The organism is Streptomyces sp. 1114.5, from assembly GCF_003635085.1.
GTDB lineage: Bacteria > Actinomycetota > Actinomycetes > Streptomycetales > Streptomycetaceae > Kitasatospora.
In genome coordinates this window covers 2,867,301-2,885,640 of the sequence record NZ_RBXE01000001.1, presented here as the reverse complement: position 1 = coordinate 2,885,640, position 18,340 = coordinate 2,867,301, and the positions used below count along the sequence as shown (strand labels likewise).

Sequence of the window (18,340 nt, the reverse complement as noted above, 5' to 3'; positions counted from 1 at the left end):
TCGACGGATCGACGGATCAGCCGACCGGCACCGCCGTCGCGCCGGCCAGGAAGCGCCGGACGATCTCCTCCCCCGCCGTCACCCCCACCTCCGCGAGGGCGGTGACGCCGGGGGCGGTCCAACCGCTGTCGGCGAGTTCGCCGTGCCCCGGCCGCCAGGCCGCGTCGGCCGCGAGCAGCAGGTCCGCGTCGAGCAGCGAGTCCCCGGCGGCGAGCACGGTGGTCGCCCCGGCCCGCCGTACGACCTCGGTGAGTGCGGCGCTCTTGGTGAGCGGCGCCGGGACGGCGTACACCTTGCGGCCCTGCAGCGAGACCGCCCAGCCGCGCTCCGCGCACCAGCCGGTCAGCTCCTCCAGCCAGCCGGCCGGCAGCTCGGCGCGCTCGACCACCAGGTAGGCGAACAGCTCGTCGGCGACGCGCCGCTTGTGCGTCCACTGCGGGTCGGCGCAGAGCGCGAGCCGCCGGACGACCTCCTCCAGCGGGGCCGAGCCGTCGGCGATCCGCGCGGTGATCTCGGCCCGCCAGTCCCGGTCCGGCACGCCGTCCACCAGCAGCTGCCCGCCGTTGGCGCAGATCGCGTACGCGGGAACCCAACCCGCCGTCGGACCGGGCAACTTGACCCGGTGGTACTGCTCCGGCGTGCGGGTGGTGGCGGGGACGAAGCAGGCCTGCCGGGAGAGGTCGGCGAGCAGTCCGGCGGCCCGTTCGGTCATGTAGGACAGCGGCCGCCCCTGGTACACCTCGACGCAGAGCAGCCGCGGCGCGAGCCGGTCGGGGACGTCCAGGGCGAGGGCCCGGTCGGAGTAGATCAGCGTCCGGTCGAGGTCGCTCGCCACCAGAACACCCATCAGGAATCCCTCCCCGTCACCGAACCCTCAGCCGAACCCGAAGCCGCACCCTCAGCCGCACCCGAGCCCGAAGCCGCACCCGCACCCGCACCCGCACCCGCACCCGCACCCGCACCCGCACCCGACAGCGAACCCGCCGCCACCGACCGCCCGTCGCCCCCGGTCGCCCCGCGGCTGTAGCGCGGGTGGATCAGGCCCACGCAGGTGTACGGCAGACCGTCCACCTCCTCGACCTCGACGCCGCGCTGGGCGGCGAGCAGCCGGACGTGGTGCAGGTCCGCGCCGGCGCCACGGCGGGCGAGGATCCGCCAGGGGACGCGGCGCAGCAGCACCCGGGTGGTCTCGCCGACGCCGGGCTTGACGAGGTTGACGTTGTCGATGCCGTACTCGGCGCTGATCCGTTCGACGGCGGCCCAGCCGGCCCAGTCGGGCGTCCGGTCCGGGTCGGCGGAGAGCCGGTCGGCGCCCTCGACCGCCGCGGCGCGCACCTCCGCGAAGCAGGCGGCCACCGCGTCCAGGAAGGCCGCCGAGACGTCGCTCCCGGCCAGTTCGGCGTAGTGCTTGGCGCCGTGGAACTCGTCCGGCCCGATCAGCCCGGCCCGCAGTACGGTGCGCGAAACCAGGCCGGACACCGTGGAGTTGAGGCAGGCGGACGGGATCAGGAAGTCGTCCCGGGTGCCGTAGGTACGCACGCAGCGGCCGGGGTCGGCGAGCACCGCGAGGTCCGGGTCGAAGCCGGTGCCGGCGAGGGCGTCGGCGAGTTCGCGGGTGATCGCGCCCTTTCCGGTCCAGCCGTCCACGAACACCACGTCCTGCGCACGGTGCTGGGCGGCCAGGTAGCGCAGCGCGACCGGGTCGATGCCGCGGCCGCGCACGATCGAGACCGCGTAGTGCGGCACGGAGAGGCCGTGGGCGAAGGCCAGCCAGCGGCGGATCAGGATGCCGACGGGCGTGCCGGCCCGGGCCAGCGAGGCGAGCACCAGGCCGGGGCCGCGCTCGCGCAGCAGTGTCTCGGCGACGGTGCCGACGGCGAGCGCGATCCGGCGGGCGGAGCCGCGCAGCGCCTGGTGGAACAGCTCCTGGTACTCGGGGCTGGGCTGGTACTCGACCGGCAGCGACTCGGCGTAGTGCGCGCCGCCGTTCTGGACGGCCTCCTCGCGTTCCTCGGTGGGCGCTTCGAGCGCGACGCCGGAGAGGTCCTTGAGCAGCCAGGCCACCTCCTCGGCCCGGTACGAGGAGAACCCCGGCCCGTACAACGGCGCAGGCAGCCCAGGCGCGGGCGGCCCGGGCACCGACGCGAACGGACCCGGCACCGCCCCGGGCACCGACGCGAACGGACCCGGCACCGCCCCGGGCACCGGCACCGCCCCGGGCACCGACGGAGGCGCCGGCACCGGCCGGTGCGAGGGCAGCACCGCCAGCACCACCCGGTCGGTGACCTGCCGCAGTTGCCCGAGCAGTGCCCGCTCGCCCCGGTGCAGCGCGGGGGTGTCGGCGACGTCGTCCACCACCAGCACGACGGCGTCGAAGCGCCGCGCCGGGTCGCTGCCGGGGGCGACGTTGTACGCGTAGCGCTCGCGCGGGGCGTCGTCCTGCGGGTCGTCGTGGGCGGGGAAGGCGAGCCGGGTGCGGATGGCGTAGCCGGGGTCGTCCACCGCCAGGACGGGCGAGCGGGTGGTGGTGGAGTAGCGGACGCGGTCGCCGCCGAGGTGCTCGTCGAGGGCCGCGGCCAGGCGCAGCGGCGCGTACATCAGCTCCTCGAAGCCGAGGACGAGCACCCGCCGGGCCGCCGCTGGCAGGGCTTCGGCGAGCTGCCCGGCCAGCCGGGGCAGGGCGGCGTCGAGCCGGGTGCGGTCGTGGGCGGTGAAGCCGTGCCGGCCGCCGTCCGGGAGCCCGGCGGGCCAGTCCAGCCCGACCCGGACCAGCGGCGCGGGGTCGGCCGAGCCGCGGCCGGCGGCCGCCGTGGGGGCGTCGGCCGCTGCCGTCCGGGCGATCAGCCGCCCGGCCCGCTCGATGATGTCCTCGGGCAGCTCGACCCCGCCGCTGGCGGTGGCCACCAGGTCGAGCCGGACGCCGAGTTCGGCGGCGGCGTCGGCGAGCCGGTTCCGGTCGTCCGCGGAGCGCAGGTCGACCAGGGCGACCACGACGTAGTGGTCCCGCGGGTGCCGGGCGTGCAGTTCACGGATGGTGTTGAGCACCGTCGTCCCGGTCGAGAACTCGTCGTCGACGAGCACCAGCGGCCCGTCCCCGGCGAGGAGTTCGGGGTCGGCGGGGAGCAGCAGGTGGGAGGTGGCGTGCGAGTGCTCCTCCTCGAAGCCGCCGAGCGGGGTCATCCCGGGGACGGGTCGGCGGGTGGAGTGCAGGTAGGGGGCGTCGAGGGCGTCGGCGACGCTGTGGCCGAGGCCGGTGGCGGTCTCCGCGTAGCCGAGCACGACGGTCCGCGCAGCGGCCTGCTCGCCGAGCAGTTCGCGGACCGTACGGCCGAGTTCGAGTCCGGCGCCGTGGACCACCGAGGGCCGCTGCGGCACGTGCTTGCCGAGCACGGTGGAGACCAGCAGGTGGGCGCGCTTGCCGTTCTCCCGGAGGGCGAGGCCGACGAGTTCGGTGAGGCGGTCGGATCCGGTGAGCACGATCCCGGCCCGGTCGGCGACCCAACGGCCGGTCCACGTCTGCGGTGTTGCTGTCACTGCTGGTCCTGCCTTCGGTGGTGCGATGGCCTTCGGCGGTACGGCGGCCTTCGGTGGTGCGATGGCCTTCGGTGGTGCGTTGGTGCGTTCGTCATGTCCGTCTCACGAGATCAGCCGCACAGGCAGGCCGACAGCAGCTCCGCGAAGCTCACGTCCTCCCGGGCGACGCCGAAGACCTGCGCCCGCAGCAGTATCCGTTCCGCCCAGGCCCGGTGCGGCCGGGCCTCGTTCATCTTGTTGGTGTACGCCGAGCGCAGTACTCCGCCGCCGTCCTGCTCCTGCCGGAGGATGTCGCGGGCGTCGCAGTACTCCTCGTGCGTGACCACGGAAAGGGCGTGCACCGCGGGCACGTGGCTGGGGTGGATGCAGGTCTTGCCGAGCAGGCCGTTGGCCCGGTCGAGTTCGACCTCCCGGATCAGCCCGTCCAGGTCGTGCTCGATGATCCGCCGGCGGACCTCCTCGCCGGAGGTGCGGGTCGTCCCGGGGGCGGTGAACGAGCCCTCGGTGAACGGGGTGCGGCGCAGCTGCGGCTTGAACATCCGCTCCTGCACCGGGAAGTACTCCCAGACCGGCCCGGTGACGGTGTACCCGGTGCCGTCGGCCCGGCCGAGCACGTTCACCACGTCCCCGATCACCCCGGCGACCAGCGCGACGTCGTACGCGGTGAGGTCGGGCGAGCGCCGGAGTCCGTACGCGGAGCAGAGGTCGGTGACGCCGAGCCGGACGGCCAGCACCCGTTCCCGGTGTTCGGCGAGCAGGTCGGCGATGGCGAAGAGCCGGTCGCGCCGGGTCTCCAGGTGGGCGAGTTCGGGTGACTCCAGGACGGGCATGGCGAACAGCCGCCGCCCGGTCGCGGCCTCGGCTGCGGCGAGCGCGGCCAGGTACCCGCCACCGTTCTCCGGGGTGAACTTGGGCAGCACGAACCCGCTGAGCAGTTCGACGGCCGGACCGAGCCGCTCGGCCAGGTCGGGGATCTGAGCGGCAGCTCGGACTCTGATGAAGAGCAGTGGGTGACTCTGTGTGCAGTCGGTGAAATCCTTGACCAGGTCGTTCAGCTGCTCGACCAGGTTGCGCTCCCCGGCGTCGACCTCGTGGTCGGCGATCGCGTCCTCCAGGCAGAGCACCATCGACACCACGCCCCGAGCAGCCTGTTTGCGGATGTCGGCGGCCAGCGCGGGCCTGGTGGCGGGACTGTAGAGGGTGCCGCCGAGCGCGGTGGCGAGCACCTCGGGCTCGCTCTGCGCGGTGAACGCACGCGGCTGCTCCAGGAAGAGCCGGCCGCGTACGTCCTCGGCGAGGTGGCCGAAATGGCGCATGGTGCTCTCCTCCAGGAAGTGGGCCGGCCCCCGGCCCGTTGCCGGCGACGACACCCTGGTCAACCGGCCGACCGGGCTCCATGGTTCCCCGGACCGCCAGCGGCGGATCCGTCCCTCCGCCGAACCCCGGGGCCTCTCGACCGCCCATCGTAAGGACGGGATCAAGCCGTTCCCGGTTCCCCGGCACTGAACTCCCGGAACATCCCGGTCCACTTGGACGATCATGGACTCGGGGGCGACAAACCCCGAAAAGCGCAAGTCTTGGCAAAGTCCGACCCGGCGCGGGCCGCTCCGGTCACGTTGTCCGAAGGGGTGGCGAACAGGCAGGATGGTCGGCTATGACGCACGTGATGGCCAAGGGCGCCAACATCGCACTGCCGGCGGCGGCGGTCCGCGCCGTGCTGCGCTGGAGCGCCGCGCCCGGTGCGCCGGACGTGGACGCGTCCGCGCTGCTGCTCGGCGCCAACGGCAAGGTCCGTTCGGACGCCGACTTCGTCTTCTACAACCAACCCCGCCACCCCTCCGGGCTGGTCCGCCACCTGCCCAAGCAGCAGGCCTCCGGCGGCGCCGAGATCATCGACACCGTCGAGGTCGAGCTGGGCAAGCTGCCCGCCGAGGTGGACCGCGTGGTGCTGGCCGGCTCCTCCGAGGGCGGGTCCTTCCGCACGGTGCCGGGCCTGCGGCTGCTGCTGTTCGACGCCGCGGCCGGTGAATCCGCGCCCGCACTCGCCGAGTTCGCGATCAGCGACGCCGAGAACGTCACCGCCATGGTCGCGGGCGAGCTGTACCGCCGGGCCGGGTCCTGGAAGTTCCGGGCGGTCGGCCAGGGCTACACCTCCGGGTTGATCGGCCTGGCCACCGACTTCGGCATCACCGTCGACGACGCGGCCGAGGGCACCGACGCGGCCCAGGCCCAGTCTCGGGGACAGGCCCAGGGACAGGCCCAGACCCCGGCGCCCGCCTCCAGCGCCGCCCCCACCGGTGCGGTCGACCCGCGCAGCACCCCGATGCCGGCCCCTCGCCCGACCACCCCCGAGCCCGGCACCTTCACCCTGGCCCCGGCCGTCCCGCAACCCCAGGCCCCGGCCGCCCCCGCCCCGGTCGCCGCCACCACGGGCGCGCCGACGGGCGCCCCGAGCAACGCCGCACCGGCCGCCCCGGCGACACCCCCGCCGCCCACCGCGCCCCCGACCGTCCCCCCGGCCCCGCCCACCCCGCCGCCGGGCCACCAGCCGGCGCACCAGCCCGGCCACCCGCCGGGCACCGGCTACGGCTACCCCCAGCAGCCCGGCACGGGGTACGGCTACCCGCAGCAGCAGCCCGGGACCGGTTACGGCTACCCGCAGCCCACCCAGCCGTATCCACAGCAGCAACCCGGCACCGGCTACGGCTACCCCCAGCCGAACCACGCCGTCCCGGCGCAGCCGCACCCGGGCGGCTACGGCTACCCGCAGCCCGGCACCGGCCAGCAGCCGCCCGTCCCGCCGCAGCCGCCGACGGCCCAGCCCCCGGCGCCGCCCACCGGCGAGCAGTTCGCCCTGCCCCCGCAGGGCCCCCAGTTCCAGCCCCGCTGACCCGGCCCCAACAAGGACGGCTCCGCCCGAAGCGGCTCCACCGTAAACGGCCCCACCGAAACGTCTCCACCCGAAACGGCCCCGGCCGGCCCCGCCGCCCGGGGCCGGCCACTCGCTGCCCCGCCCGGCTACCCCTTGTACCCCCGCTGCCACTGCATCCCGAACCCGTACAGCCGGTCGATGTCCGACTGGAACCCGTTGACGTACCGCACCTCGCGCCGCACCGTCAGCTGGTTGTCCCCCGCGTTCTCGATCAGCACCACCGCGCAGGAGCGCGCCGCCCGGGCCCGTTCCTCCAGCTTGATCTCGATCCGCGGCCCGGTCTGCGGCACGATCGTCACCACCGCCTGCGACTGCTCGAAGGCCGGCGTGCCGTCGTAGATGTAGACGAAGATCAGCAGCCGCTTGAACTTGTCCTTCTTCTCCAGGTTGACGTACATGGTCTCGCCCGAGGGCGCCCCGTACTGGTCGTCGCCGCTGAGCTTGACGTACGGCGGGTTCTGGAGGTCGCCGAACAGGCCGCCGAGCGGCTGCACGACGCCGGTGGAGCCGTCGGAGAGCTCGTACATGCAGGCCAGGTCGAGGTCGACGTTCAGCGGTTCGCTGTTCTGCGCCGAGTCCGGCTCCCGTGGGCTGAGGATCCGCGGGCTGAAGAACCGCTTGACCGTATCGCGGGTGCTCGGCCGGGAGGCGCCCGGGCGCATCGACCAGTGCAGGTTGACGTAGAGGTAGCCGGTGGTGGCGGCCGCCCCGGTGATCGCGTGCTGCGGGGCCGACTTGGTGAGTATGACCTTGTGCTGACCGCCCGGGTTGTCGAAGGTGTAGCTCCTCTCCCCGCGCAGGTACTCCCAGATCGAGACCATCCCGTCCTCTCCCCTCCCCCTGCTCCCGCCAGGCGATCTGACGGCCCGCCGACCAATGATCGGGCATCCGCCCGGCCGCCGGATACCCCGTCCTGCCCCTCCTCTACCCCGCCCGGCCGCCCGCCGGTCATCCGCGCCACGAATCAGCAGCGAGCCGACAGCGAACCAGCGCCGAACCGTCAGCGAACCACCGGCGACCGACGAACAACCGCCGGGCGACCGACGACCGACCGGCGACCGACCGCCGACCGACCGGCGAGTCGATTGGCGGGAGCAAGCCGACCTCCCGTAACATGCCGCCCCTTCGGACGCGATATCGTCTAGCCGCACAGGTGTCCCGTCCGCCCCCGCCCGGGCGCGGCAGGCACGTCGTGCGGCGACGAACGAACCGTCAGGCGGAGCCCGTACGGCGGGACCTGATCGCCTGTGTCGCACTGTGAACCTGTCCCCTGCGGAAACCCGAGGCCCGACCCGCAATGAACCTGACCTCCATACAGCTGGTCTGGACCGTCGTCGGCGGCGCAGCCCTGCTGTTCGTTGCCGTCCTGATGGCGACGCTGCGATTCAAGAGCTCGAAGAAGGTGGAGTCCGGCGACTCCTGGGAGCGCAGCGAGGAGCGCCGCCGCCGCAAGGAGATGATCTACGGCATCTCCTCGTACACGCTGCTGTTCTGCTGCGCCGGTGTCGCCGCCGCGCTGTCCTTCCACGGCCTGGTCGGCTTCGGCAAGGAGAACCTGGGCCTGTCCGGCGGCTGGGAGTACCTCGTCCCGTTCGGTCTGGACGGCGCCGCGATGTTCTGCTCGGTGCTCGCCGTGCGCGAGGCCAGCCACGGTGACGCGGCGCTCGGCTCGCGCCTGCTGGTCTGGGTGTTCGCGGTCGCCTCGGCCTGGTTCAACTGGGTGCACGCCCCGCGCGGCGTCTCGCACGACGGCGCCCCGCAGTTCTTCTCCGGCATGTCGATCTCGGCGGCGATCCTGTTCGACCGCGCGCTGAAGCAGACCCGCAAGGCCGCGCTGCGCGAGCAGGGCCTGGTGCCGCGCCCGCTGCCGCAGATCCGCATCGTCCGCTGGCTGCGCGCCCCGCGCGAGACCTACGCGGCCTGGTCGCTGATGCTGCTGGAGAACGTCCGCAGTCTGGACGAGGCGGTCGAGGAGGTGCGCGAGGAGCGCCAGGCGAAGCTGGACGCCAAGGCCCGCGCCCGTACGGCCGACCGCCGCGAGCGTGCCGAGCTGAAGGCCATCTCCCGCCAGGGCGGCGGCATGCTGTCCCGGGGCCGCGGCGGCCGCCAGGTGCCCGCCCTCACGGCTGCCGGAGACGGCCCGAGCGCTACGGAGCCTGCTCTAGCCGCGGGGTCCGACGCCTCCCCCTCGACCCCCTCGCTGGAGCCCGCCGCCCTGGATGCCGGCCGCCGCCCCCGCGCCGCCGTCTCCCCCTCCTACTCCTCCTCGCTCTCCGGCTCCGGCTCCGGCTCTTCCTACTCCTCCTCCCTCTCCGGCTCGTCGCACCGCAGCTCGACCGTCGACCTGACGGCCGACGACGACACCCTGTCGATGCCGAAGCTGGACTCGCTGGAGCGCAAGCTGCGCGCGATCGAGCAGCAGCTCGGCTGACCGAGGCGCCCAGCACCGCACCACCACGCCACCGCACCACCACTGCACCACCGCCCGAACCACGAAACGGCCGCCCCCGGGAAACCCCGGAGGCGGCCGTTTCACGTGCCCGAGAGCCGGGCTGTGCCCAGCCGGCTACTTGCCGCTGCTCACCAACTCCGCCTGCTCCTCCGCGCCCTCGCGCCGGTTGCGCAGGATCGACGAGCCGAGCGCCAGCCCGATGAAGGCGACGCCGATCAGCCCGGTGACGATCTCCGGGATGTGGTACTCGATCCCGACCAGCAGGATCACCGCCAGCGCACCGATCGCGTAGTGTGCGCCGTGCTCCAGGTAGACGTAGTCGTCCAGGGTGCCCTTGCGGACCAGGAAGACGGTCAGCGAGCGGATGTACATGGCGCCGATGCCGAGGCCCAGGGTGATCTGGAAGATATCGCTGGAGATGGCGAACGCGCCGACCACGCCGTCGAAGGAGAACGACGCGTCCAGGACCTCCAGGTAGAGGAACAGGAAGAACGCGGCCTTGCCGGCGACCTGGACGACCGACTTGCCGGACTTCTCCGCCTCCTCCTCGCGCTCGGCCTCCTCCTCCAGGCCCGACTCGAAGATCGAGGAGAGGCCGCTGACGGCGAGGTAGGTGATCAGGCCGAGGACACCGGCGAGCAGAACGGTTTCGGCGTGCTCGGCGGCGAAGAAGTGGGAGGCCAGCACCAGCGCGACCAGGGCCACGACGGTGGACAGAGCGTCCAGCTTGCCGACCTTCTCCAGCGGGCGTTCCAGCCAGCCCAGCCAGTTGTGCTCCTTCTCCTCGAACACGAAGTCCAGGAAGATCATGAGCAGGAAGATGCCGCCGAAGGCCGCGATGGCCGGGTTGGCCGCCTCCAGGTACTGGCCGTAGGTGAGGCCGTTGTGGGTCTTGTCGGTGTGCAGGGCGAGGTCGATGACCGTCGCCGGGCTGAGCTTCGCGGTGAGGCCGACGACCAGCAGCGGGAAGACCAGGCGCATGCCGAAGACGGCGATGAGCACGCCGACGGTCAGGAAGATCTTCTGCCAGTACGGGTTCATCCGCTTCAACACCGTGGCGTTGACCACCGCGTTGTCGAACGACAGGGAGATCTCCAGGATGGAGAGGATCAGCACGATGCCGAAGCCTTGGGCTCCCCAGAGCAGTCCGGCCGCGGCCAGTCCGATGGCTGTGATCGCGAACGACCAGCCGAATGTGCGGAGGAACACGGGAGTTGGCTACCTTTCGGGTTCAGGCCGTGCCGGGGGAGGCCTCGTCCCCGAGACGCCCCTGACCGGGCCCGGCCCGGTCAGGTCACCCCCGCACTGCCCTCTGTTCTCATGATCGGGTCGGGTGCGATTGGTCCGATGGTCCGATTTCCGCCCTTACTGTACGTTCACGCCGAAGTCGAGCGCGATGCCGCGCAGGCCGGAGGCGTACCCCTGGCCCACCGCACGGAACTTCCACTCGCCCGCGTAGCGGTACAGCTCGCCGAAGATCATCGCGGTCTCGCCGGACGCGTCCTCGGACAGGTCGTAACGGGCGATCTCCTGGCCGTCGACCGAGTTGACGACCCGGATGTAGGCGTTGCGCACCTGCCCGAAGTTCTGCAGCCGCGCCTCGGCCTCGTAGATCGAGACCGCGAAGACCACCTTGTCGGCCTGCACCGGGACGAGGTCCAGGTTGACCAGGACGACCTCGTCGTCACCCGTGTCGTCGCCGCCGGTGAGGTTGTCGCCCTGGTGCTCCACCGAACCCTCGGGGCTCTTGAGGTTGTTGTAGAAGACGAAGTACTCGTCGCCGAGCACTCGCCCGCCACCGCAGAGCAGGGCGCTCGCGTCGAGGTCGAACGGGGCGCCCGTGGTCGAACGGGCGGACCAGCCGAGACCGATCTGGACCTGCGTCAGGTTCGGCGCGGCCTTGGTGAGCGAGACGTTGCCGCCCTTGGCGAGCGTGACCACCATGACGTTCTTCCTCCCTTGCTTCTCCCGGGGCGCCTTACAGGTTTAGTCCCCCGCGACCCCGGCCGGCCCGTTCTGGCCGGCTGAACTTCCTGAACTCACATCCTCGCAGCGCGGCGGAACGGCGCGGCAGCGGGTCGGACGAAACCGGGGCGGCCCCGGACCGTGGAGGTCCGGGGCCGCCCCGGGAGGACGGCGCGAAGCCCGCGCCACCGAGTGCCGACGAGCGCCGCAGGACGCCGGCGAGAGCCGACGACGGCTCAGACGTTGACGCCGAAGTCCTGCGCGATGCCGCGCAGTCCGGAGGCGTAGCCCTGGCCGATGGCGCGGAACTTCCACTCGACGCCGTTGCGGTACAGCTCGCCGAAGACCATCGCGGTCTCGGTGGAGGCGTCCTCGGAGAGGTCGTAGCGGGCCAGCTCGGTGTTGTCCGCCTGGTTCACCACGCGGATGAACGCGTTGCGCACCTGGCCGAAGTTCTGGCCGCGGTTCTCGGCGTCGTAGATCGACACCGGGAAGACGATCTTCTCCACGTCGACCGGGACGCCCGCCAGGTTGACCTTGATCGCCTCGTCGTCGCCCTCGCCCTCACCGGTGCGGTTGTCGCCGGTGTGCTCGACGGAGCCGTCCGGGCTCTTCAGGTTGTTGAAGAACACGAAGTTGCCGTCCGAGGCGACCTTGCCCTGGGCGTTGCAGAGCAGTGCGCTGGCGTCCAGGTCGAAGTCGGTCCCGGTGGTGGTCCGGACGTCCCAGCCCAGGCCGACGACCACGGCCGTGAGCCCAGGGGCCTCCTTGGTGAGCGAGACGTTGCCGCCCTTGCTGAGGCTGACTCCCACGTGTCCTCCAAGAATCGGGAGGCACGTCCTTGGTGGTGCCCCCGGTGGTGCGGGTTCGGGGGCCGGGAGCGCACCGGCTCCCGCACCCCACCCTGCCAACGGCCCGAGCGTAGTACGCGGTTCCCGTCCGCAGCGCGGTTGCCGCCGGACACGGCCGTCGGGCACCCGGCCGGCCGGGTGCCGGGCCCACACCAGGCCCACACCAGGCCCACGCCGGGCGCCTACCGGACCCCGCCGGGCCCACCCCGCCGCGCGCCGATCCCGCGCCGGTCGCCCGCCGTGGGGCTCAGAGCCCGGCGAGGACCTTCAGGTACTCCTGCTCGTCCCGGGCGTCCGGGAGGCCGTTGACGACGCTCCAGCGCACCGTGCCGGCCTTGTCGATCACGAAGGTGCCGCGCAGCGGGCAGCCCCGCTCCTCGTCGAGGACGCCGTACGCGCGGGTGACCTCACCGTGCGGCCAGAAGTCGGCCAGCAGCGGGAACTCCAGGCCCTCCCGGTCGGCGAGGACGCGCTGGGAGAACTGCGAGTCGCAGGAGAGGCCGAGCACCTGGACGTCGTCGTTCTGCAGCCCCGCCAGCTCGCGCTGGATCGTGCCCAGCTCGCCGGTGCAGACGCCGGTGAAGGCGAAGGGGTAGAAGACCAGCACCACGTTCTTCGAACCCCGGAAATCGGCGAGCCGGACCGTCTCCCCGTGCTGGTTGCCGAGGGCGAAGTCCGGGGCCTGGGTGCCGACCTCGATGGCCATGAACGGGACCTTTCTGACACGGCGGCGCCGCGCGGCGGACGCGGCCAGGCCAACATCCTGCCATTCGTCGAGGCCCGTTCCGCCGAACGGATGAGGCGGGCGGGTCCGGCGCCCGCCGCGTTTCGCCCTGGGCGAACGCGCGAACGCCAAGAACACGCGAACGCCAAAGCGCGCGAACGCAAAACGCGCGAGCGCAAAAACGCGAACGCGAAGACCTCGAAAGACGCCCGCACCGCAAAAGCGCCGGGCCCCGCCGGAGGACGACTCCGACGGGGCCCGGCGTGCGGCTCGGTAACCCGCTCAGCGCTGCTTGGGCTGCTTGGCCGTGGACTTGGTCGCCAGGCGGGTGGCCGCCCAGTCCTTGGCGATCGCGATCGAGCTGGTCTGCGACAGACCGGCGGTGCGAGCCGCGTCCGCGATCTCGGAGGCCTCGATGTGGCCGGCCCGACCGGTCTTGGGCGTCAGCAGCCAGATCAGACCGCCCTCGGCCAGGTATTCCAGGGCGTCGACGAGGGAGTCCGTGAGGTCCCCGTCCTCGTCGCGCTGCCACAGCAGGACGGCGTCCGCGACGTCGTCGTAGTCCTCGTCGACGAGCTCCGTCCCGGTGATCTCCTCGATGCCCTCACGGAGATCCTGGTCAGTGTCTTCGTCGTACCCCAGCTCCTGGATGATCTGGCCCTCTTCGAAGCCGAGACGGGTCGCCGGGTTGGACTTGTCCGCGGGGTCCGCGGTCGCGCTCACGGGAATAACCTCCAGTATTCGGCTCGGCATCCATGCCGAGGCTGTGGCCGTAGTCCACACGGGCGCGGCGGTTCGCGCAAGTACCCGACCCCCGATCCCCTCCAAAGGTTGACGTGCCACACCGGGACACGCCGCTCGACGTGTCAGGAATCACACCGATTTGCCCTTCTCTGCATGGGACAAGGATGCTTCGGGTGGTCCCGGCCCACAGGCCGTACGCGTGCCCGAGATGCGAACGGCATTCGGGTCCGCGCGTGCGCGGGCGTAGAGTCTCCTGTTGGCCCTCACCCCGGCCGCCCGCCATCGGGCGGACGGGACACCAGGTCGGACCACCTCTTTTCGTAACACCCGGGGGTGCGCGGAACGGGCGATGACGCCCGCGCCGCACGCCGCCAGACCGGACCGCCCACCAGGCGGAACGGTTACCGATCGGTAGAGATGACGGATCTCCGAGCGCGGTAGCACGATGGAGGCGGCGCGACACACCTCAGTTTCGACCGACAGTGAAGGAACAGCGTGGCTTCCGGATCCGATCGCAACCCGATCATCATTGGCGGCCTTCCGAGTCAGGTCCCGGACTTCGATCCCGAGGAGACCGCGGAATGGCTGGAGTCGCTCGATGCGGCCATCGACGAGCGGGGGCGTGAGCGTGCCCGTTACCTGATGCTGCGGCTGATCGAGCGCGCCCGCGAGAAGCGTGTCGCCGTGCCCGAGATGCGCAGCACGGACTACGTCAACACCATCGCCACCAAGGACGAGCCGTTCTTCCCCGGCAACGAGGAGATCGAGCGGAAGATCCTCAACGCGACGCGATGGAACGCGGCCGTCATGGTCTCCCGGGCGCAGCGCCCGGGCATCGGCGTCGGTGGCCACATCGCCACCTTCGCCTCCTCCGCGTCGCTCTACGACGTCGGCTTCAACTACTTCTTCCGCGGCAAGGACGCCGAGGGCGAGTCCGGCGACCAGATCTTCTTCCAGGGCCACGCCTCCCCCGGCATCTACGCCCGCGCCTTCCTCCTGGACCGACTCACCGAGCAGCAGCTCGACGCGTTCCGCCAGGAGAAGTCGAAGGCCCCGTACGGCCTGTCCAGCTACCCGCACCCGCGGCTGATGCCGGACTTCTGGGAGTTCCCGACCGTCTCGATGGGCCTCGGCCCGCTCGGCGCGATCTACCAGGCCCGGATGAACCGGTACCTGGAGCACCGCGGCATCAAGGACACCTCCGACTCGCAGGTGTACGCCTTCCTCGGCGACGGCGAGATGGACGAGCCCGAGTCCCTCGGCCAGCTCTCCCTGGCCGCCCGCGAGGGCCTGGACAACCTGACCTTCGTGGTCAACTGCAACCTGCAGCGCCTGGACGGCCCGGTCCGCGGCAACGGCAAGATCATCCAGGAGCTGGAGTCCCAGTTCCGGGGCGCCGGCTGGAACGTGATCAAGCTGGTCTGGGACCGCAGCTGGGACCCGCTGCTCGCGCAGGACCGCGACGGCGTCCTGGTCAACAAGCTGAACACCACGGTGGACGGCCAGTTCCAGACCTACGCCACCGAGACCGGCGCCTACATCCGCGAGCACTTCTTCGGCGGCGACCTGCGCCTGCGCGCCATGGTCGAGAACATGACCGACCAGCAGATCCAGCACCTGGGTCGCGGCGGCCACGACCACAAGAAGATCTACGCGGCGTTCAAGGCGGCCCGCGAGCACAAGGGCCAGCCGACGGTCATCCTGGCCCAGACGGTCAAGGGCTGGACGCTGGGCCCCAACTTCGAGGGCCGCAACGCCACCCACCAGATGAAGAAGCTGACGGTCGAGGACCTGAAGCGCTTCCGCGACCGGCTGCACCTGCCGATCACCGACAAGCAGCTCGACGAGGGCTACCCGCCCTACTACCACCCGGGCCGCAACTCGGAAGAGATCCAGTACATGCACGACCGCCGCAGCGAGCTGGGCGGCTACGTGCCCACCCGCAAGGTGCGCCCGCGCAAGCTGGAGCTGCCCGGCGACGACGCGTACAAGGCGGTCAAGAAGGGCTCCGGCAACCAGACCATCGCCACCACCATGGCGTTCGTCCGGGTGCTCAAGGACCTCATGCGGGACAAGGGCATCGGCAACCGCTTCGTGCCGATCGCGCCCGACGAGTACCGCACCTTCGGCATGGACTCGCTCTTCCCGTCGGCGAAGATCTACAACCCGCTCGGCCAGACCTACGAGTCGGTCGACCGGGACCTGCTCCTCGCCTACAAGGAGTCGCCGACCGGCCAGATGCTGCACGACGGCATCTCCGAGGCCGGCTGCACCGCCTCGCTGATCGCCGCCGGCTCCTCCTACGCCACCCACGGCGAGCCGCTGATCCCGGTGTACGTCTTCTACTCGATGTTCGGGTTCCAGCGCACCGGCGACCAGTTCTGGCAGATGGCCGACCAGCTGGCCCGCGGCTTCGTGATCGGCGCCACCGCCGGCCGCACCACGCTCACCGGTGAGGGCCTGCAGCACGCCGACGGCCACTCGCAGCTGCTCGCCTCGACCAACCCCGGCGTCGTCGCGTACGACCCGGCGTACGGCTTCGAGATCGCGCACATCGTCCAGGACGGTCTGCGGCGGATGTACGGCTCCAGCGCCGAGCACCCGCACGGCGAGGACGTGTTCTACTACATGACCGTCTACAACGAGCCGATCAAGATGCCGGCCGAGCCCGAGAACGTGGACGTCGAGGGCATCCTCAAGGGTCTGTACAAGTACGCGCCGGGCGCCGCCGGCCAGATCCCGGCCCAGATCCTCGCCTCCGGCGTGGCCGTGCCGTGGGCCCTGGAGGCCCAGCGCATCCTCGCCGAGGAGTGGAACGTCAAGGCCGACGTCTGGTCCGCGACCTCCTGGAACGAGCTGCGCCGCGACGCGGTGGAGGCCGAGGAGTTCAACCTGCTGCACCCCGAGGAGCAGCAGCGCGTGCCGTACGTCACCCAGAAGCTCCAGGGTGCCGAGGGCCCGGTCGTCGCGGTGTCCGACTGGATGCGCGCGGTGCCGGACCAGATCTCCCGCTGGGTGCCGGGCCAGTACCAGTCGCTGGGCGCCGACGGCTTCGGCTTCGCCGACACCCGTGGCGCGGCCCGTCGCTTCTTCCACATCGACGCGCAGTCGGTCGTCCTGGCGGTGCTCACCGAGCTCGCCAAGCAGGGCAAGATCGACCGCTCGGCGCTGAAGGACGCGATCGACCGCTACCAGCTACTGGACGTGGCCGCGGCCGACCCGGGCGCCGCCGGCGGCGACGCCTGATCACCGGCTGAACGCCGAAGGGCCGGACTCCCGTACGGGGTCCGGCCTTCGGCGTTCCTCGGGCGCCACACCGGTGCCGGGGCCTGGTGCCGCGGGACGGGTCCGGCTGCACGACGGCCCCGGACTCCCCCACGGAGTCCGGGGCCGTGCCGTACCGGCGGGGGCGTCAGATGTGCACGGCCGGGCCCGCGTCGGTGGTGCCGCGGCGGGTGAGCAGGGCGAGCAGGGCGGCGGCGAAGGCCACCACGGAGGCCACCACGAAGGCGAGCGACATGCCGCTGACGAAGGACTCGTGGACGGCGCCGGCCATCGCGTCCACCGCCTGCTGCGGGGTACCGGGCGGGGCCGGCGGGGCGATGCCGAGCTGGGCGGCCTGCTTGAGACCCTCGGCCTGCGGGCCCTCGACCGGCGGCAGGCCGGCCTTGGCCCAGTTGCCGGGCAGCACGTCGCCGACCTTGGCGGCCATCAGCGCGCCCAGCACGGCGGTGCCCAGGCTGCCGCCGACCTGCATCGCCGCCTGCTGCAGGCCACCGGCCACGCCGGACAGCTCCAGCGGCGCGTTGCCGACGATGACCTCGGTGGCGCCGACGATGACCGGGCTGATGCCCAGGCCCATCAGGACGAACCAGAGCGACATCACGCCGGTGCCGGAGCCGGTGTCCAGGGTGGACATGCCGAACATCGCGGCGGTGGTGATCAGCATGCCGGCCGTGATCGGGATCCGCGGGCCGAGCTTGCCGATCGCGATGCCGGCGATCGGCGAACCGACGATCATCATGCCGGTCATCGGCAGCAGGTGGACGCCGGCCTCGACCGGCTTCATCCCGTGCACGTTCTGCAGGTCGAAGGTCACGAAGAAGATCGCGCCGAAGAAGGCGAAGGCCATCAGCACCATCAGCAGCACGCCCGCCGACAGCGGGACGGAGCGGAACAGGCCGAGCGGGACCAGCGGCTCGCGCGCCTTGCCCTGCCAGAGCGCGAACAGCACCATCAGCAGCACCGCGCCGCCCAGGTACAGCAGCGTCCGGGTGTCGCCCCAGCCCCACTCGGGGGCCTTGATGATGCCGAAGACCAGCGCGAACATCCCGACCGAGAGCAGCACGATGCCGGGCACGTCGAAGGACCTGGCGGCGTTCTCGGCCCGGACGTCCTTGAGGATCCACAGGCCGAGCGCCAGCGCGATCAGGCCGACCGGGACGTTGATGAAGAACACCGACTCCCAGCTGACGTGCTCGACCAGCAGGCCGCCGACGATCGGGCCGGCCGCGGTGGAGGCGCCGATCACGCCGCCCCAGATGCCGATCGCCATGTTGAGCTTCTCGGCCGGGAAGGCCCCGCGCAGCAGGCCGAGCGCGGCGGGCTGGAGCAGCGCGCCGAAGAGGCCCTGCAGCACCCGGAAGGCGATCACGGTCTGGATGTTGCCGGCGAAGCCGATCGCGGCCGAGGTCGCGGCGAAGCCGACCGCGCCGACCAGGAAGGTGGTCTTGTGGCCGAACCGGTCGCCGATCTTGCCGGCCGTGATCAGGAAGACCGCCAGGGCGAGCAGGTAGCCGCTGGTGACCCACTGGATCTCGGAGGGCGCGGCCTTGAGCTTCTCCTGGATCACCGGGTTGGCGATGGCGACGATCGTGCCGTCCAGCGCGACCATCATCACGCCGACGGCGACGGTCAGCAGGGTCAGCCAGGGGTGCCCCTTGAGGCCGCCCCCGGACGGTGGCTTCGGCGGTGGCGGGGCGTCCGCCTCGGAGTTCTTGACGACGGACTGGCTCATCTGGGCCCTCCGGGGGCGTGGCTCGTTCGGAACGTGGTCGTGGCGCCCCGGCCCACCCGTCCCCACAGGTGCCCCGGCCCGACGGGCGCCACTCGCCGCAGATTATGTCAGCTGCTGACAT

The 18,340-nt window shown here is 71.8% G+C and carries 13 protein-coding genes; 3 read left to right on the top strand and 10 right to left on the bottom strand.

The window, feature by feature from the left end; translation table 11 throughout:
• Positions 1–16 precede the first annotated feature (16 nt).
• The 3 genes from BX285_RS12695 to BX285_RS12685 all read right to left on the bottom strand — a co-directional run bounded on the left by BX285_RS12695 (position 17) and on the right by BX285_RS12685 (position 4,850).
• Positions 17–847, bottom strand: coding sequence for an HAD family hydrolase (locus BX285_RS12695; protein WP_121175167.1), 831 nt, complete (start codon positions 845–847; stop codon positions 17–19).
• On the bottom strand, positions 847–3,534 hold the full coding sequence (locus BX285_RS12690; RefSeq protein ID WP_183107061.1) for a phosphoribosyltransferase: 2,688 nt from the start codon (positions 3,532–3,534) through the stop codon (positions 847–849). Before BX285_RS12690 ends, BX285_RS12695 begins: the two co-directional genes overlap by 1 nt.
• A gap of 110 nt (positions 3,535–3,644) precedes the next feature.
• On the bottom strand, positions 3,645–4,850 hold the full coding sequence (locus BX285_RS12685) for an HpcH/HpaI aldolase/citrate lyase family protein (RefSeq protein ID WP_097238076.1): 1,206 nt from the start codon (positions 4,848–4,850) through the stop codon (positions 3,645–3,647).
• Between the two features lie 338 nt (positions 4,851–5,188).
• On the opposite strand from BX285_RS12685, the gene BX285_RS39205 reads away from it, so the two are divergent.
• Complete coding sequence (locus BX285_RS39205) at positions 5,189–6,424, top strand: TerD family protein (protein ID WP_121175165.1); 1,236 nt, start codon at positions 5,189–5,191, stop codon at positions 6,422–6,424.
• Between the two features lie 128 nt (positions 6,425–6,552).
• Here the strand turns inward: BX285_RS39205 and BX285_RS12670 are convergent, their stop codons facing one another.
• Entirely contained in the window at positions 6,553–7,287 is a 735-nt protein-coding gene (locus tag BX285_RS12670; RefSeq protein WP_097238073.1) for a Tellurium resistance, read from the bottom strand.
• 476 nt (positions 7,288–7,763) lie between these two features.
• Here BX285_RS12670 and BX285_RS12665 point away from each other — a divergent pair, with 476 nt between their 5' ends.
• On the top strand, positions 7,764–8,897 hold the full coding sequence (locus BX285_RS12665; protein ID WP_121175164.1) for a DUF2637 domain-containing protein: 1,134 nt from the start codon (positions 7,764–7,766) through the stop codon (positions 8,895–8,897).
• Between the two features lie 135 nt (positions 8,898–9,032).
• Here the strand turns inward: BX285_RS12665 and BX285_RS12660 are convergent, their stop codons facing one another.
• From BX285_RS12660 to BX285_RS12640, 5 genes are all read right to left on the bottom strand, one after another.
• Positions 9,033–10,127: a DUF475 domain-containing protein gene (locus BX285_RS12660; RefSeq protein ID WP_097238071.1), complete on the bottom strand. Its 1,095-nt coding sequence runs from the start codon at positions 10,125–10,127 to the stop codon at positions 9,033–9,035.
• 156 nt (positions 10,128–10,283) lie between these two features.
• Entirely contained in the window at positions 10,284–10,862 is a 579-nt protein-coding gene (locus tag BX285_RS12655) for a TerD family protein (protein ID WP_097238070.1), read from the bottom strand.
• Between the two features lie 257 nt (positions 10,863–11,119).
• Complete coding sequence (locus BX285_RS12650; RefSeq protein WP_097238069.1) at positions 11,120–11,695, bottom strand: TerD family protein; 576 nt, start codon at positions 11,693–11,695, stop codon at positions 11,120–11,122.
• Positions 11,696–11,981: 286 nt separating this feature from the next.
• Entirely contained in the window at positions 11,982–12,440 is a 459-nt protein-coding gene (locus BX285_RS12645; RefSeq protein WP_097238068.1) for a peroxiredoxin, read from the bottom strand.
• A 300-nt stretch (positions 12,441–12,740) separates the two neighbouring features.
• A complete protein-coding gene (locus tag BX285_RS12640) occupies positions 12,741–13,181 on the bottom strand; it encodes a DUF3052 domain-containing protein (RefSeq protein ID WP_097238067.1) in 441 nt (146 codons plus the stop codon).
• A gap of 516 nt (positions 13,182–13,697) precedes the next feature.
• Here BX285_RS12640 and aceE point away from each other — a divergent pair.
• Entirely contained in the window at positions 13,698–16,448 is a 2,751-nt protein-coding gene (aceE, locus tag BX285_RS12635) for a pyruvate dehydrogenase (acetyl-transferring), homodimeric type (protein ID WP_097238066.1), read from the top strand.
• Positions 16,449–16,614: 166 nt separating this feature from the next.
• Here aceE and BX285_RS12630 read toward each other — a convergent pair whose 3' ends face one another.
• Positions 16,615–18,219: an MFS transporter gene (locus tag BX285_RS12630; RefSeq protein WP_121175163.1), complete on the bottom strand. Its 1,605-nt coding sequence runs from the start codon at positions 18,217–18,219 to the stop codon at positions 16,615–16,617.
• Positions 18,220–18,340: the final 121 nt, after the last annotated feature.

Excerpts from the sequence above, each read along its gene's own strand:
- BX285_RS12685 (WP_097238076.1), bottom strand. The coding sequence starts at position 4,850 with ATGCGCCATTTCGGCCACCTCGCCGAGGACGTACGCGGCCGGCTCTTC.
- BX285_RS12665 (WP_121175164.1), top strand. The coding sequence starts at position 7,764 with ATGAACCTGACCTCCATACAGCTGGTCTGGACCGTCGTCGGCGGCGCA.
- BX285_RS12670 (WP_097238073.1), bottom strand. The coding sequence starts at position 7,287 with ATGGTCTCGATCTGGGAGTACCTGCGCGGGGAGAGGAGCTACACCTTC.
- BX285_RS12655 (WP_097238070.1), bottom strand. The coding sequence starts at position 10,862 with ATGGTGGTCACGCTCGCCAAGGGCGGCAACGTCTCGCTCACCAAGGCC.
- BX285_RS12630 (WP_121175163.1), bottom strand. The coding sequence starts at position 18,219 with ATGAGCCAGTCCGTCGTCAAGAACTCCGAGGCGGACGCCCCGCCACCG.
- BX285_RS12695 (WP_121175167.1), bottom strand. The coding sequence starts at position 847 with ATGGGTGTTCTGGTGGCGAGCGACCTCGACCGGACGCTGATCTACTCC.
- BX285_RS39205 (WP_121175165.1), top strand. The coding sequence starts at position 5,189 with ATGACGCACGTGATGGCCAAGGGCGCCAACATCGCACTGCCGGCGGCG.
- BX285_RS12645 (WP_097238068.1), bottom strand. The coding sequence starts at position 12,440 with ATGGCCATCGAGGTCGGCACCCAGGCCCCGGACTTCGCCCTCGGCAAC.